General features: G+C 60.9%; 14 protein-coding genes and 1 tRNA gene. 11 read left to right on the top strand and 4 right to left on the bottom strand.

Features of this window, described 5'->3' with window-relative positions; translation table 11 throughout:
- Window positions 1–367: 367 nt before the first annotated feature.
- Together AC07UR_RS19690 and AC07UR_RS19695 are read left to right on the top strand one after the other, a co-directional pair.
- Complete coding sequence (locus tag AC07UR_RS19690) at window positions 368–1,012, top strand: biotin biosynthesis protein BioC (protein ID WP_173419883.1); 645 nt, start codon at window positions 368–370, stop codon at window positions 1,010–1,012.
- A 151-nt stretch (window positions 1,013–1,163) separates the two neighbouring features.
- The gene (locus tag AC07UR_RS19695; protein ID WP_209792314.1) at window positions 1,164–2,717 is read left to right on the top strand and encodes a LysM peptidoglycan-binding domain-containing M23 family metallopeptidase; all 1,554 of its coding nucleotides are present in this window, start codon (window positions 1,164–1,166) and stop codon (window positions 2,715–2,717) included.
- Window positions 2,718–2,739: 22 nt separating this feature from the next.
- Here the strand turns inward: AC07UR_RS19695 and AC07UR_RS19700 are convergent, their stop codons facing one another.
- Window positions 2,740–3,609 (bottom strand): ATP-binding protein, encoded by an 870-nt coding sequence (locus tag AC07UR_RS19700; RefSeq protein WP_209792316.1) that lies wholly within the window; start codon window positions 3,607–3,609, stop codon window positions 2,740–2,742.
- Window positions 3,610–3,848: 239 nt separating this feature from the next.
- On the opposite strand from AC07UR_RS19700, the gene yajC reads away from it, so the two are divergent.
- The 5 genes from yajC (at window position 3,849) to AC07UR_RS19725 (ending at window position 8,635) form a co-directional block, all read left to right on the top strand.
- The gene (gene yajC, locus AC07UR_RS19705) at window positions 3,849–4,184 is read left to right on the top strand and encodes a preprotein translocase subunit YajC (protein ID WP_173419886.1); all 336 of its coding nucleotides are present in this window, start codon (window positions 3,849–3,851) and stop codon (window positions 4,182–4,184) included.
- 50 nt (window positions 4,185–4,234) lie between these two features.
- Window positions 4,235–6,805, top strand: a complete 2,571-nt coding sequence (gene secDF, locus AC07UR_RS19710; RefSeq protein WP_494700062.1) for a protein translocase subunit SecDF — start codon at window positions 4,235–4,237, stop codon at window positions 6,803–6,805.
- Window position 6,806: 1 nt separating this feature from the next.
- A complete protein-coding gene (locus AC07UR_RS19715; protein WP_209792321.1) occupies window positions 6,807–7,193 on the top strand; it encodes an Mth938-like domain-containing protein in 387 nt (128 codons plus the stop codon).
- Window positions 7,194–7,214: 21 nt separating this feature from the next.
- Complete coding sequence (locus tag AC07UR_RS19720; RefSeq protein ID WP_173419888.1) at window positions 7,215–8,057, top strand: phytoene/squalene synthase family protein; 843 nt, start codon at window positions 7,215–7,217, stop codon at window positions 8,055–8,057.
- 110 nt (window positions 8,058–8,167) lie between these two features.
- Entirely contained in the window at window positions 8,168–8,635 is a 468-nt protein-coding gene (locus AC07UR_RS19725) for a hypothetical protein (RefSeq protein ID WP_173419889.1), read from the top strand.
- Between the two features lie 116 nt (window positions 8,636–8,751).
- Here the strand turns inward: AC07UR_RS19725 and trmFO are convergent, their stop codons facing one another.
- The 3 genes from trmFO to AC07UR_RS19740 all read right to left on the bottom strand — a co-directional run bounded on the left by trmFO (window position 8,752) and on the right by AC07UR_RS19740 (window position 11,002).
- Complete coding sequence (gene trmFO / locus AC07UR_RS19730; RefSeq protein ID WP_209792322.1) at window positions 8,752–10,164, bottom strand: methylenetetrahydrofolate--tRNA-(uracil(54)-C(5))-methyltransferase (FADH(2)-oxidizing) TrmFO; 1,413 nt, start codon at window positions 10,162–10,164, stop codon at window positions 8,752–8,754.
- Window positions 10,165–10,273: 109 nt separating this feature from the next.
- Window positions 10,274–10,417, bottom strand: a complete 144-nt coding sequence (locus AC07UR_RS19735; protein ID WP_065781539.1) for a DUF1127 domain-containing protein — start codon at window positions 10,415–10,417, stop codon at window positions 10,274–10,276.
- Window positions 10,418–10,858: 441 nt separating this feature from the next.
- On the bottom strand, window positions 10,859–11,002 hold the full coding sequence (locus AC07UR_RS19740) for a DUF1127 domain-containing protein (RefSeq protein WP_065781538.1): 144 nt from the start codon (window positions 11,000–11,002) through the stop codon (window positions 10,859–10,861).
- Window positions 11,003–11,939: 937 nt separating this feature from the next.
- On the opposite strand from AC07UR_RS19740, the gene AC07UR_RS19745 reads away from it, so the two are divergent.
- The 4 genes from AC07UR_RS19745 (at window position 11,940) to tig (ending at window position 15,567) form a co-directional block, all read left to right on the top strand.
- Window positions 11,940–13,049, top strand: coding sequence for a DUF2157 domain-containing protein (locus AC07UR_RS19745; RefSeq protein ID WP_209792323.1), 1,110 nt, complete (start codon window positions 11,940–11,942; stop codon window positions 13,047–13,049).
- The gene (locus AC07UR_RS19750; protein WP_173419892.1) at window positions 13,046–13,639 is read left to right on the top strand and encodes a GDYXXLXY domain-containing protein; all 594 of its coding nucleotides are present in this window, start codon (window positions 13,046–13,048) and stop codon (window positions 13,637–13,639) included. The genes AC07UR_RS19745 and AC07UR_RS19750 overlap by 4 nt, the downstream gene beginning before the upstream one ends.
- Before the next feature lie 185 nt (window positions 13,640–13,824).
- Window positions 13,825–13,909: transfer RNA gene (locus AC07UR_RS19755), tRNA-Leu, on the top strand.
- Between the two features lie 179 nt (window positions 13,910–14,088).
- Window positions 14,089–15,567 carry a trigger factor gene (gene tig / locus AC07UR_RS19760; protein WP_173419893.1) on the top strand — a complete coding sequence of 493 codons (1,479 nt, stop codon included), beginning with the start codon at window positions 14,089–14,091 and terminating at the stop codon, window positions 15,565–15,567.
- Window positions 15,568–15,571: the final 4 nt, after the last annotated feature.

The raw sequence follows: 15,571 nt of genomic DNA on the forward strand, positions 1-15,571 counted from the left end.
CGGCCAGTTGATCTATGCGGCCAAGGGCTGCCCGTCTCGACGACAGTCTGAACCCGACCCCGATCACAATTCTGCCGAGGGATTGGCCTGCTGCGTAGCGCGACAATGCCAAGTTCATGGATTGTGATGTGTCGACGAGACAGGCGCGTTAGAGCGCAGTCCGGTGGCGATCGCCGTGGCCGCGCGACACGGTGCAGACATTTGCCTGCTCAATCGGTCGCTGGTTAACAAAATCCTAATTTCTCCAGTTTCGCGCAAGCTTCGCGCCATACGCCTTCGGCTGCACGAAAGGTCTGGCCTTGCGAGTCGCTGAATTTCTATGCGGTTCGGAAAGGTGATCTGGTCGTGCGGTTGACGGAGACGGCACATGCAGATTGCGAACAGGCTGACGGCTGCCACATCAGGCGACGGATTGGGCAATCTTGCCGGTCGTGCGGCTGGACAATCCGCTGCCGGTGGCAAGGACGAGAGTGCTGCGCAGGCCATGCAGGCCACCTTTTTCGATCCGACGCCGCGCATTTCGCTTTCCGCCGATGCGCTGCTCTACCTCAGCCAGAACAGGAAGTCCTCCGATGGGCAGCCCGCGCTGACGCGCGACGAATGGAACAACCGCTTGTCGCCGCAGCTGGCCTTGCGAGAGTACCAGGCCTTTGGAAAGTTTCTCGAGACCGGCGACCATCGCGACTACTACAAGGGCTTCATCGAGTATTACGATGGCCTGCGTTCGGAAGACCAGAACAGCCTGCGCTATTTCGGGACACGTGAGGCGGCTGTCGCCGGGTTGCGCTCGCTCGAATACGAGCAGGCAAGTGGCCTCGAGGCGGAGACGACTTTCCAGACGCTGGTGAGCGTGCTTCTCGAGGAAGACAAGACCGCGCTGTCGGAAGTGCCGGCGGTACCGGCGGGACGACAGATCTTTGCCTGGGACCTGACAAGCATCAGCTATGAGGACGAGCCAACCGAGCGGCGTGCCGTCTCGGAGATCGAGCGCCTTTATTCCGAACTGATCTAGGTTCACTGTGCGCTCGTTGGCGCGCCGCGCATCGTTCTATGGTTAGCATTCTGTCAAACTAGGGCTTTGGTGGTGCTGACCTTAACCGCGCGGTAACTCTAATACGCTTTAATAAACCCACATCGAGTTGCGTTCGGAGTGGGTAAGCGTCATGCGTCAGTTTGTATCTCCCAAGGTTGGAAAGTCCACGATCCGCCTGTGTGCAGCGGTCCTGTTGGCAGGTGTTGCCACCGGCTGCAGCTCCGACGCCAGCCGTTTCGACGGTTTGTTCTCGCGGTCGGACGCCTTGACCACCAACTCAATCCAGAGAAATACGACCCCCGTGCCGCGCGGCGATGTCGCGAACGGCCAGATGGCGGTCGTTTCACCGGCCGACACGCGCAACTCGGCGCTCGGGCAGCCCTACCCATCGGCAAACGGCGCCTACGATCCGGTCAATACGTCATCGACGCCGATGTCCACCGCGCGCGCTGCCTCGACACCGATCAATGTGCAGCGCTCGACGCTCGCTGATCCGACGTCAAGCGCGAGCCGCGTTGCTGATCCGCAACCATTCCCGGCCGCCCGCCAGGTCGAGCAGGCGTCCGCGGCGACGCGGCAGGCATTGCCGGCCGCCGCCAACGAAACGGCGAGCAAGAGCGGTTGGACAACGCAGAACGCGCCTTCCGTCATGGTCCGCCAGGGCGACAGCGTTGCCATTCTCTCCAAGCGGTTCGGCGTTCCTGAAAAGGAAATCCTGAAGGCCAACGGTTTGAAGACTGCAGGTCAGGTCGAGCCTGGTCAGCGCCTCGTCATCCCGACCTTCGGTGTTGCAAGCAGTGCCGCGAAGGCTGCCGCCTCCAACACGCTCACCGACGTTGATGGCAGCAAGCGGCAGCCGTCGCCCTTGCCGACTGACCAGCGCGACGTCGCGATCCTGCCCGGCCAGTCGCAGTCCCGCGACAAGAGCGAGGGCAAGACCAATGTGGCAGCAGGCAAGGTCTCCTCGACGGGCGAGGGTGGTGGTGAGGGTTCCTACACCGTCAAGCCGGGCGACTCGCTCAACCGCATTGCCAAGGCAACGGGTGTTTCAGTCGGGGCGCTCAAGCAGGCCAACGGCTTGACGGCAGAATCGATCCGCGTCGGCCAGACTTTGAAAGTGCCGGGTGCCGCAGGCGCTGCCACGGACCAGGTCAAGACGGCTTCCGTTCCGAAGAAGGCCGAAGGCCAGGTCGCCTCGCTCGACAAGAACAAGCCCGCTGAGTACCAGCCGCCGGTGGCCAAGCAAAGCGTATCCGAAGTCGCCAGCAAGAATCCCGACGTTGACGAGGAATCGCCGAAGTCGACGGGCATCAGCAAGTATCGCTGGCCGGTTCGCGGTGCAGTTGTTGCCGGCTATGGCGCCAATGTTGATGGCAATCGCAACGACGGCATCAACATTTCCGTGCCCGAGGGCACTCCGATCAAGGCTGCCGAAAACGGTGTGGTCATCTACTCCGGCAGCAGCCTGAAGGAACTGGGCAACGCTGTCCTCATTCGTCACGATGATGGCACTGTCACCGTCTACGGCAATGCGTCCGAGCTGAAGGTCCAGCGCGGCCAGAAAGTTCAGCGCGGCCAGACTCTTGCAGCTTCCGGCATGACCGGCCGTGCAAGCCAGCCGCAGGTCCACTTCGAAGTGCGCAAGAACGCCAGCGCGGTGAACCCGGCGACCTTCCTCGAGTAGGCCGATAGCACGCGAGTTGCTATCAGCCGTCCAGCCGGTGGCGCAGGCGACCGGCCAAATCTTGAATGAATTGCCAGGCGACGCGGCCGGACCTTGCTCCCCGCGTCGTTGACCACTCCAGCGCATCGGCGTGCAAGGCGTCTTTGTCGACCGCAATGCCGTAATGGCCCGCGTAGCCGTCGATCATCGCCAGGTAGTCCTCCTGGCTGCATTTGTGGAAGCCGAGCCACAGGCCGAAACGATCCGAAAGCGATACCTTTTCCTCGACTGCCTCTGACGGATTGATGGCGGTCGACTGTTCGTTTTCCATCATGTGCCGCGGCAGGAGGTGACGTCGGTTCGATGTTGCGTAGAGCAGCACGTTGGTCGGCCGCCCTTCGACGCCGCCGTCGAGCACGGCTTTCAGCGACTTGTAGGACGTGTCGTCGTGGTCGAAGGAAAGATCGTCGCAGAAGACGATCACCGGAACGGGAGCCGACTTCAGGATGTCCATCAGTGCCGGCAGCGTGGCGATGTCCTCGCGGTGAACTTCCACCAGCTTGACTGCAACGCCCGTATCACGGGCGACCTGGGCGTGGACGGATTTGACGAGCGACGATTTTCCCATGCCGCGCGCGCCCCACAGAAGCACGTTGTTTGCCGGATAACCTTCGGCAAAGCGCAGCGTGTTGTCGACCAGGATGTCGCGCACATGGTCGACGCCGGTAATGAGCGACAGCTCGATGCGGTTCGGCCTCTTGACCGGCTGCAGATGGTGCGTTGCCGGCGCCCAGACGAAACACTCGGCGGCGTCCCAATCGTTGGCGGCGGCAGCGGGACCGGCGATGCGCTCGATCGCCGCGGAAAGCTTCTGCATTTCCTTGATGAGAACGTCGATCTTTGTTTCACCCATCGGTCCATCTCCGCTTGCTGAATCAGTCACTTGGCTTCGGTTTAACCGGGTAGCACGCAGGTTTGCGCTGGAAAAGGCCGCACCGGGTGGGAGGGGGGGTTCTCCTCTTGCGGAATTTATGTCAGAGGCACTGGATCGGATACGGGTGCCGTCGCTTTGCATTGCGGCTGCGCGCCCTTATATTCCGGCCGATTTGGCGCGGAGGAACCGCCGCATATTTTGAACTCAAGGAGTGATCGATGTTCATTACCGAAGCTTTTGCGCAGACAGCCGCCGCCCCGTCGACCGGCGGTGCGGACATTCTTATGTCGATTCTGCCTTTCCTGCTGATCTTTGTCGTCATGTATTTCCTCATCATTCGTCCGCAGCGCGCTCAGATGAAGCGCCGCGAAGAACTGCTGAAGAACATCCGTCGCGGTGATCAGGTCGTGACTGGCGGCGGCATCGTCGGCAAGGTGACGAAGGTTGTCGACGACAGCGAACTGGAAGTCGAAATCGCCGAAGGCGTCAAGATCCGCGTCATTCGCGGCGGCGTATCGGAAGTTCGCGTCAAGGGCGAACCCGTAAAGGAATAATTCCAGTCCAGCCATATCCGGGAGCATCCGGGAAGCGGAGCGTTTGAGGCATGTCCAATCTGAAGCCGTTGAAGAGCGCTCTTGTTTGGCTGGCAGTGCTTTTGGGCATCGCGTTTGCGATGCCGAATTTCCTGACGAAGGAACAGGCTGATGCGCTGCCTTCGTGGCTCCCGCATCGCCAGGTGGCGTTGGGGCTCGATCTCCAGGGTGGCTCTCACTTCATGTTGCAGGCCTCGCGCGAGGACATCCTCGCCGAACGGCTTGAAGCGGTGACAAATGATGTCGGCAAAGCGCTGCGCGATGCCGACATCGCCTATATCGGCCTGTCGGGCGAGGGGCAGTTGATATCGCTGCGGGTCCGTGACCGGGCTAAATTGCCGGCAGCGCGTGCCGCACTTGCTCCGCTCATGGTTCCGGTGGAAACCGGTGGACTGGTCAACGACGAAATCACCGAACTTGCTTTCGACAGCGCCGAAGAAGACGATCTGATCCGCCTTCGCCTGAGCGACGAAGGCATCGACTACCGCATGTCGCAGGCGTTGGGCCAGGCCATGGATGTCGTTCGGCGCCGGATCGCCGAAGTCGCGGTAGCAGAACCTCTGCTTCAGCGCCGAGGCGATGACCGGTTGATCGTTCAGGTTCCGGGTCTGGCGGATCCACAACGCCTGAAGGACCTGCTCAGCCAGCGCGGCCGCATTTCCTTTCAGATGTTGAACGTGACCGTGCCCGTGCAGCAGGCCGTCGATGCGCAGCCGCCGGTCGGCAACGAAGTTCTGTATTCCTTCGACGATCCACCGATCCCTTATCTCATCGAAAAGACACCGCTGCTGTCGGGGGAAGATTTCACCAGCGCCGAACCGCAGATCGACGCGACAAGCGCCGAGGCGTCGGTTGCCATCAAGCTGACGTCCGTGGCCACCGGTCGTGTCGCCGCCCTTCAGGCAAAGGGCGCCGACCAGAAGGTTGCGATCATTCTCGACGATCAGGTCGTCGCGACACCAACGATTGGCAACGCCGTCAAGGGCGATACGGCAATCATTGCCGCCGATCTGCCGGAGGAGGGCGCCGGCGATCTCGCAGCGCTGGTCAGGACCGGACCTCTGCCGGCGACTTTGACGGTCGTTGAAGAGAGGACCGTCGGGCCAGGCGTCGGCGATGATGCGATCGGCGACGGTCTGAAGGCCGGCTTCGTCGCCGCCGTTGCCGTTGCTGCATCGATGGTCTTCTTCTACGGCGTCTTCGGCATCTTCGCCGTTGCTGCCCTGGCGGTGAACCTGATCCTGATCATCGCAGTCCTTTCACTAACCGGTGCGACGCTGACATTGCCGGGCATTGCCGCAATCATTTTGACCATCGGCGTTGCCGTCGACTCCAACGTGTTGATCTACGAGCGTATTCGCGAAGAGGCGCGGGGTGGACAGCCTCTGGTTCAATCGGCCAACAAAGGCTTTGCGCGTGCCTTCAGCAGTCTTTTCGATGCCAATTTGACGATGCTGATCGCAGGGGCGATCCTCTTCTACCTCGGGTCCGGTCCGGTTCGAGGCTTTGCGGTCACGCTGGCAATCGGTAGTTTCACCACGCTGTTTACCGCCTATACCGTCACACGCAGGATCGCCAAGGCGTGGCTGCGCGGCTGGAAGGCGCAGCATCTGCCGAAGGGTATTCGCACGGGACGCTTCAGCGATCTCGACATCCGCTTCATGGCGATCCGCAACCCGGTCTTCATCGTCATGGCGGCGCTGTCGGTTGCTTCCGTCCTGCTTCTTGGCACTCTCGGTCTCAACCTGGGTGTCGACTTCAAGGGCGGCTCAATCATCGAGCTCGAAAGCAAGGCCGGCAACGTCGATATTGCCGACCTGCGCGTGCGGCTTGACGAGTTGAACCTGGGCGAAGTGCAGGTGCAGCATCTCGGCTCGGGCAACGGCGTCCTGGTGCGCGTGCCGTCGCAGGAGGCCGGCGACAACGCCGAGCAGACGGCGATCGGCGTCATCCGGGCGGAACTCACTGACGAATATGCCTTCAAGCGCGTCGAGGTTGTCGGTCCGGTGGTATCGGGCGAATTGACCCGTGCGGGAACGACTGGTCTTGCCGTCTCCTTCGTCGCGATCCTGCTCTATGTCTGGTTGCGTTTCGAGTGGCGATTCGCGCTGGGTGCGATCGTCGCGACCCTGCACGACGTACTGCTGACGATCGGTTTCCTTGTGGTGACCGGCATCGAGTTCAATCTCGGCAGCATCGCCGCTGTCCTGACCATCATCGGCTATTCGCTCAACGATACCGTCGTGATCTATGACCGCATCCGCGAGAACCTCGGCCGCTACAGGAAGATGCCGCTCTCGGTGCTGATCGACGCTTCGATCAACCAGACACTGTCACGCACGATCCTGACGGCGCTGACGACGGTGCTGGCGCTGACGGCGCTCTACCTCTTCGGTGGTGGTCTTATCCGCTCTTTCAGCGTTACCCTCTTGTTTGGCGTCATCGTCGGCACGATCTCTTCGATCTATATCGCTGGTCCGATTCTCATCCTCTTCCGCAAGCGGACGGACCATTTCCAGGGCGGGGAGAACGTCTCCGGCCCGGGCGCCGGGGCGGCGCAAACGGCAAAGGGTTCAGTCTGAAATGCCAAGGGGTATCGAAATCCGCGAAGCGCATTTTCCGGGGCGTGCCCCGATCGATGCCTATGGCAATGGCGGCTTTCGCTTTGCCGACATGTCGCATCGCGGCTCCGTGCTGATGCTGCCTTCGGGCGTCTATGCATGGGATGTTGCAGAGGGCGATCCGCTGTCGGTTGAAAAGTTCCAGCGCGTGTTGGACGAGGCGCGCGATATCGAAGTGCTGCTCGTCGGCACCGGCCGTGACATCCGCCCGCTGCCGGCCGAGCTGAAGACCGCCCTGCGTGCGCTGAACATCTCCTCCGATCCGATGAGCACAGGGGCCGCCGTCAGAACCTACAATGTGATGCTGGCCGAAGCGCGGGCGGTTGCCGTCGCGCTGATTGCCGTCTGATCTCGGCCAGGGAAGACTTGCGTGCAAGAAATCGATACCCAGATCCTGAGCGACCTCAGGGACAATGACCGTGACCGCTACCTCGCCTGCCTGCTGGCGCCTGCAGCGAGTCAGTCGTCACTCGCTGCGCTCTACGCGTTCAACGCCGAGCTCGCCCGCATTCGTGAGCTGGTCCATGAGCCGATCCCGGGTGAGATCCGCATGCAATGGTGGCGGGAGTTGCTGGAAAACGAAGATGCGACGGGTGAGGGGCACCCGCTCGCACGTGCGCTGCTCGACTGCATTCGTAAGCATAGACTTCCCATCTCGGTGTTTCAGAACATGATCGACGCCAGGATCTTCGATCTCTACGATGATCCGATGGAAGACCGGGCGGCATTCGAAGGTTACGCCGGTGAGACTGCGTCGGCGCTGATCCAGCTTTCCTGCCTTGTTCTTGATCCGCAAAATGCAGCGAAGTCCGCCGAGGCAGCCGGCCACGCTGGCGTCGCGCAGGCGGTGGCGGGGGTGCTGCTGCTGCTGCCGCAGCATTGCCGCCGAGGGCAGGTCTACCTACCGGCCGAGCTCCTGCGGGCAACCGGCCTCGACAGGGAAACGCTGCTCGCCGGGGAGGATCAAGACGCGATCGGAAGAGCGGTCAGGGCGTTTGCGGGCTACGGTCGGGACCACCTGACCAAGGCGCGTGCCCGGCTCGATACGATCGCGCCCGGCAATTTCGCCGGCTTTGTTCCCCTGGCACTCGCCGAGCCGATCTTCGACCGTGCCGAGACCGTCGGCGCGGGGGTGTTGCGCGATCCGATCAGGCCGGCGCAGTGGCGGCGGCAATGGTGGATGTGGTGGGCGAGCAGGCGCAGGCGGTTCTAAGTGACCGGGGCGGGCATCAGAGGGCGCAGCATATGGTCAAACTGGCGCAAGGCTCACACCGTATAGAGGCAGTTTATCGGCTTCTTGCCCACTGAAGGGGTGCCCGTCTGATGCTCTGGCTGCTTTTGATCATCGTCGTCATTCTTGCCGGCTCGTTCTACATGTGGATGAACGCGCGGGCGGAACGGGATTGGAATGACCCGGATGCCGGCTCGGCGATGGTCGAGTTCGGGCGGGCCTTTCCGGACGAGGCAATTCGTGCCCTTCATTCGACCGCGGACCGCAAGGCGATCTTCCTGCGACTGCATGACGGCAAGGCCGGTTTCATACAATCACATGGAACGCATTATGTTTGCCACGTCATTCAGCCGGGCAAGGTCCGGGTCAACAGTTCCGAAAGCGGCCATGGGTTGATCGTTCATTTCCCCGATTTCGCCTATCTCGACAATGCGTTCGAGTTTCACAACGCCAGTGAGGCGGCTGAAGTCTCGCTGTGGCTGCTTGGCAGCTTCAGCCCGAAATCGGAATTCACCGCCGATGAGGCGGACGTGCCATCGCCAGCGAAGGCGGGCGAGTAACAAACACCTGGCCGCAGCCATCGCTGCCGGCGGTCCTGATCAGTGTAAGCCTGTGAAAGTAAAAGGCCTGCGAACCGGCGTTAGTCCGGATTGCAGGCCAATTGCCTGGTGGCCGATTACCCGTTCAACCAGGCGGCACAGTCGCTGAGTGCGCGCGCAGCAGTCGCCTGCTTCTTTGCTGCAGCCTTTTCCTTGCCGCGGAAACGCTTCACGCCCTCGGGCTTGGTGATGGCGCCGGGATCGAGCGGTGGGAACAGCCCGAAATTGACATTCATCGGCTGGAACGAGCGTTTGCCCGGTTCGTCGTCGGAAACGATGTGGCCGCCAGTAATATGATTGAGCAGTGCGCCAAAGGCGGTCGTTGCTGGCGGCGTGATCAATTCTTCGCCCTTGCGTTGCGCTGCGGCGAACCGACCGGCCAGCAAGCCGATGCTGGCGCTTTCCACGTAGCCCTCGCAGCCGGTGATCTGACCGGCGAAGCGCAGGCCCGGCCGTGACTTGAGCGTCAGCGTTCCGTCGAGCAACGTGGGTGAGTTGATATAGGTGTTGCGGTGCAGGCCGCCGAGGCGGGCGAATTCGGCATTCTCGAGGCCCGGGATCATGCGGAAGACTTCCGCCTGTGCGCCATACTTCAGTTTCGTCTGGAAACCGACCATGTTGTAGAGCGTGCCAAGCGCGTTGTCCTGGCGCAGCTGGACGACAGCGTAGGCCTTGACTGTCGGGTTGTGGGCATTCGTGAGGCCCATCGGCTTCATCGGCCCGTAGCGCAGCGTCTCGCGCCCGCGCTCGGCCATTACCTCGATCGGCAGGCAGCCGTCGAAATAGGGCGTACCTTCCCATTCCTTGAAGCCGGTCTTGTCGCCGGCCACGAGCGCGTCGATGAAGGCGTTGTACTGCTCCTCGTTCATGGGGCAGTTGATATAGTCCTTGCCGGTTCCGCCGGGGCCCACCTTGTCGTAGCGCGACTGATACCAGCAAATGTCCATGTCGATCGTCTCGGTATAGACGATCGGCGCGATGGCATCGAAGAAGGCGAGCGCATCGGCGCCCGTTTCCTGGCGGATCGATTCGGCAAGGTCAGGGGCAGTCAGCGGGCCGGTGGCGATCACCGCCAGGTCCCATTCTTTCGGCGGCAAGCCGCGGATTTCTTCGCGCACCACGGTGATGAGCGGGTGGCCGGCGATCGCCGCGGTGACGGCATCGGAGAAGCCGTCACGGTCGACGGCGAGCGCGCCGCCCGCCGGCACCTGGTTGGCATCGGCCGCCTTCATGATCAGCGAGCCGGCAAGGCGCATTTCGGCATGCAGCACGCCGACGGCGTTGCTGGTCGCGTCGTCGGACCGGAACGAGTTCGAACAGACGAGTTCGGCAAGGCCGTCCGTCTTGTGCGCATCGGTGCCGCGCACGCCGCGCATCTCGTGCAGCACGACCGGGACGCCGGCCTCGGCGATCTGCCAGGCAGCTTCAGACCCGGCAAGGCCGCCGCCGATGACATGAATGGGAGAGTGGGAAGAGGTGTCTTTGCTCATGGCCGGCTTCCTACCATGCTCGCTTCGTCGTTCCAACCGTCGTTGCTATCGCCACAAACGAAAACGGCGCCCGAAGGCGCCGTCTTGGAAGTCTGGTCGTTCGATCCGATTAACGGAAGGAGCGCGATGCAATGTTGCGGATATCGTAGCGGGTGATGCCGATATCATTGAGAGCGTGGTTCGACAGGTTGCCGAGCTCGCTGACGGTGCGGCGGTAGTTGATCCAGCTTTTTGCGATACGAATCGGGTTCATGACATTTTCCTCAAGATCGGTTTGTCGCGACAGCCATCTGTCTGCGTCGTTGAGGTTCTTATACGCTTGTCTAATTAGAAGGTGGAGTGCAAAGAAAATGCATCTGCTATGCATTTGTGCAGTGCATCGCCACATTGCTGGGCAGGAATTGCGCCCGCTCGAAAACGCGCCATCGCTTAAAGATTGATTAAAAAGCGGGAGAGGTCCGTTAACGATATGGAATCGTATCATTTTTTGTGCGGCTATCGGGGGCGTGTCGCCGGCACGTCTTGCTGCAAATCACGGAAGGATTGCCGGTCCGGAGCCGTTCCTGGCTCGTGGTGGCCTTCGCAGTTGCGAAGAGAGTTCGTTAGGCAATTTGCCAACGAAAAACGCCCCCCGGAATGAACCGGAGGGCGTTGGTAACGTCCGGCGCGCTGCGCGAAGCAGCGCTCCTGGAAATTACTTGATGGCCTGACGTGCAACGTAGGCGATGTCGCCACGGCCGATGCCGAGGTCGCTCAGTTCGCGGTCGCTCATGCGGCCGAGTTCGTTGCAGGTCTGACGGTACTTGCGCCAATTGTTGAAAGAACGTGCGAGGTTCATGATCCTATCCTTTCTAGGGTCGTTTGCCAGCGCTTGTCTCTCGGCTGGCCGTCATCTGATGACCCGGAATATAATCGTTTTGAGCAGAAGTTACAGAGATAATGCTGCATCGCACCCATGCAGCTTGTGCAGGTCTCGTTTTGATCGTTACACTGGCGTCGCACTCCGATGCCGCCGCGATGAGGCCGTGGACGTTGCTGGAGAATAGAGGGAGGAGAGGTGGCTGAATCAAACAACGCCCGCTGGGGGAGGAGATCCAGCGAGCGTCGTTTTGTTCTGATCGGCAACTGGGAGGAGGAGTGCTGCCGATCCAAATCGAGGGGCGCTGGGAGGAGGAGTGCGCCGCCCCGATCGATGAGTTGAAGATAGTTTAGTCTGCTGAATTTGTGTAGTTCAGATGTCTCATGGCACGTATGCGCTCAATGCATGGCTCGACGCGGAGTCGGTGAAAAGATGCGCAAACATTGTGCAGATGCTTCGAGCGGCCATGATAAACGAGAAGGGAGGGCTGAAACGAATAACGCCCGCTGGGGGAGGAGGTCCAGCGAGCGTCATTGAAGGTGATTGGCAACTGGGAGGAGGAGTGTTGCCAATCGTATCGGAGGGGCGCTGGGAGGAGGAGTGCGCCGCTCCGAATTCCATCGAACTTTCGTCCGGGTCTTTCCCGGCTTCCCGGGGCGGCTGACCATCGCCGCTGGCGTCCGCTTGGCTGTTTGCCTTCGTTCGCCTCTGATGATTTGAATATAGGGTCTTTAAATCGATTTGTGCAGTGCAATATCCGCATGGAAGATATGCGCATTGCGCAAGTCGTCAAATTCGGGCGAAGACAGCTGGGGTGCGCGTGATCGAATGGTTGTGTTTTTCCGACATTGCATGATTAGGTGTTGATCTCGGCTTGGGCCTTCAAGGGGCAAGTCGTCGCGGGAGGTGGGGCAATATGTATCGCGGGCGTCTCGAAAAGGATTTCAAGCATTGGGTCGGTATGGGGCTTCTGCCGGAAGCGTCCGCACGACAGATGCTTGCGGAGTACGACGGTCGCGAATCCGCGTTCCGGGCCGGGCGTGTGCTCTTGGTGCTGGCAGCTCTGCTGCTCTCCGCCTCGATCCTTTTGCTGGTGGCGGCCAACTGGGAGGCGCTGCCGCGTCTCGCGCGGCTGATTGGTATCGTCGCCTTGATCTGGGGCTTTCATTTTGCCGGTGCCTTGTTTATCCGGCGGGGCAATGGTGGTCTTGCGGCAGCGACGCTCGTGCTGGCCACAATGTCGTTCGGCGCCGGCATCGCGCTTGTCGGGCAGATGTATCATCTCTCCGGGGATGCCGCCGACGCGCTCCTGCTCTGGATCGCAGGGGCATGCGTAACCGCGCTCGCCTTTCGCTCGGCCGCTGTCACGACCGTGTGCGGCGGGCTGGCCTGGGCCTATTTCCTGACGGTGCTGTCCGAAAACGGACTTGGTGAAATCGTCGAGTGGCAAACCTGGATTGTCCCGGCACTTGCCATCCTCGTGGTCATCCTGGTGCGCCTGACGGACGCCGGTCGCGCCCGTCACCTGGCTTACCTGCTGGTGGTGGCGTGGCTCATCTGGCTCTATATCGAGAATTCGTCCCTCGGTTTTGCCGGCACATTGGCTGTCGGCGGCATTGTGGCCTTCCTCGCGGCAGCCATGCCCGGTTCACCGCTTCGTCCCATGGCGCTCGAGGCCGGTTCGGCGCCGGCATTCTATTCCTTTGCCCTTGCGCTCATCGGTTTCTCTGTGTTGCAGTTTGAAGCGGTCGGGTTGTTCACGGAAGTTGCCGCCGGTGCGGGCGTGCTGATCGTCGCTCTGCTCGGGATAGCGCTCGCCGGCGCGCAGAACGGAGCAGTTCGCTATCTCGGTTATGCGGCCTTTGCCGGTGAGCTTCTCTATCTCGCTTTCGAGACGCTCGGCTCGATGCTTGGAACCTCCGGATTCTTCCTGATTTCCGGCCTGCTGGTGGCGGTAATCGCCTGGCTGGTGATCCGGATCGAGGGCCGATTGATGCGAACGGGACGCGAGGAGGTTTCGCCATGAATGATCTCTCCGCAAAGCGCCGCTGGCTGCCGCCGCTCGTCGCCGCGCTGATCGCGGCCGTTCTGCAGACGGCAGCGCTGGGCTACATGGTCGAAAGCCGGGCATCGATCCTGAGGAACGGCAAGGAAGTCCTGCTCAAGACAGTGCCGGTCGATCCGAGAGATCTGCTGCGCGGTGACTATGTCATCCTCAGCTATGACATTTCTTCACTGCCGCCTGAACTCTTCAAGGGCGGTTTGCCGAAGGCGCCGCAGGAGGTGACGGTTTTCGTGCGCCTTGCCAAGCAGCCGGACGGCTTCTGGAGCGCATCAGAAGCATCCTTCACGGAGCTTGCGCCTGCGGATGAAAGCGTCGTGCTTCAATCGCAGCCCTTCACTTACTACCCTTCGTCGAGCGAAATCCCGTCACCGATCAATGTCGCCTACGGTATCGAGCGATTCTATGTTCCTGAAGGTGAGGGACGGGTGCTGGAGCAGGCGCGCAATGCCGAAGCGCTTTCGGTGAACGTACGCGTCAATGATGCCGGGCGAGCGCAGATCAGGCAGATCGCAGTTGAAGGTACGCCTGTCTACGAGGAGCCGCTATACTAGCGGCTCTTGGCGGGACCAAATCGTTCTATGTGGGTAATCGTATTTTCCCTTTGATCCCGTCAAAACGAGTGATATAGAGACGCCGCGCTCGGGAAAGCCCTGAACCTCAGCATGCCCTTTGTATCCGCGGTGTTTCCGTTGGTTGGTCTTGCGGGAATACGCTCAGTCGGTGCGATTGTCTGAACGCGGGTATGGTGAAATTGGTAGACACGCCAGATTTAGGTTCTGGTGCCGTAAGGCGTGGGAGTTCAAGTCTCTCTACCCGCACCAGGACAGTGATCGCACCAAAAGACCGGATTCTGCGTAGATGAAGGGGGCTGGAGTGCCATTTTGCTTGCAAAACGGTTACGGAACTGCGTAAAGCCACTCCCGGCAAATGGATCGGCTCACGTGCTCGCCAGACCTTTCTAAGGGGAAGAGCACAGTCAACGTGAAATGAAGGTTTGAACATGCAGGTTATCGAAACGCTCGCTCAAGGGCTGAAGCGCGAACTCAAGGTCGTTATCCCGGCCAAGGACATGGAAGCTCGGATGAACGAGCGCCTGGCCGAAGTTAAGGACCGTGTGAAGATCAACGGCTTCCGCCCGGGCAAGGTGCCGTTCGCGCATCTCAAGAAGGTCTATGGCAAGTCGATCATGGCAGACCTCGTCAACGAGATCGTCCGTGAAAAGCCGACCGAGATCCTTTCGGGCCGCGGCGAGAAGTCGGCGACCCAGCCGGAAATCGCGATGACCGAGGACGAGTCCGAAGCCGACAAGATCCTCAACGCCGAGGCTGACCTCGAGTTCACCGTCGCCTACGAAATCATCCCGGCGATCGAACTCAAGGACGTCAGCGGCATCAAGGTGACGCGCGAAGTCGTCGAGATCGCCGAAGACGAAGTCAACGAGCAGATCCTGCGCATCGCTGAAAGCGCCCGCACCTACGAGACGAAGAAGGGCAAGGCTGCCAACGGCGACCGCGTCACCATCGACTACCTCGGCAAGGTTGATGGCGAAGCCTTCGACGGCGGCAAGGACGAAGATGCTGAGCTGGTTCTCGGCTCCAACCGCTTCATCCCGGGCTTCGAAGAGCAGCTCGTCGGCGTCAAGGCTGGCGACGAAAAGACCATCACCGTGACGTTCCCGGCCGATTACCCGGCAGCGAACCTCGCCGGCAAGGAAGCCACCTTCGACATTACCGTCAAGGACGTTGCTTCTGCCCAGGACATCGAAATCAACGACGAACTGGCCACCAAGCTCGGTCTCGAATCGGCTGAAAAGCTGAAGGAAATCGTTCGCGGCCAGATCGAGAGCCAGTACGGCTCGCTGACCCGCCAGAAGGTGAAGCGTCAGATCCTCGACCAGCTCGACGAACTCTACCAGTTCGACACGCCGGAGCGCCTCGTCGAAGCCGAATTCGAAAACATCTGGCGCCAGATCAACACCGACCTGCAGCAGGCCGGCAAGACCTTCGCTGACGAAGAAACCACCGAAGAAGAAGCCCGCGCCGAATACCGCAAGCTCGCTGAGCGTCGCGTTCGCCTCGGTCTCGTTCTCTCGGAAATCGGCGAAAAGGCCGGCGTTCAGGTCAGCGACGACGAACTGCAGCGTTCGCTGTTCGAACAGCTCCGCCAGTTCCCGGGCCAGGAAAAGCAGATCCTCGACTACTTCAAGAACACCCCCGGCGCCGCTGCTTCGCTGCGCGCTCCGCTGTTCGAAGAAAAGGTCGTCGATCACCTGCTGTCCGAGATCTCGGTAACCGACAAGACGGTTTCCAAGGAAGAGCTGACGGCTGACGACGAAGAAACCGAAGGCAAGGCTGACAAGAAGGCTCCGGCCAAGAAGAAGGCCGCTGCCAAGGCTGATGCCGCTGAAGGCGAAGAAGCCGCAGCTCCGAAGAAGAAGGCTCCGGCCAAGAAGAAGGCTGCTGACGACAGCGCCGAGTAATCGT

The organism is Ensifer sp. GW821-FHT05G01 (genome assembly GCF_059419585.1).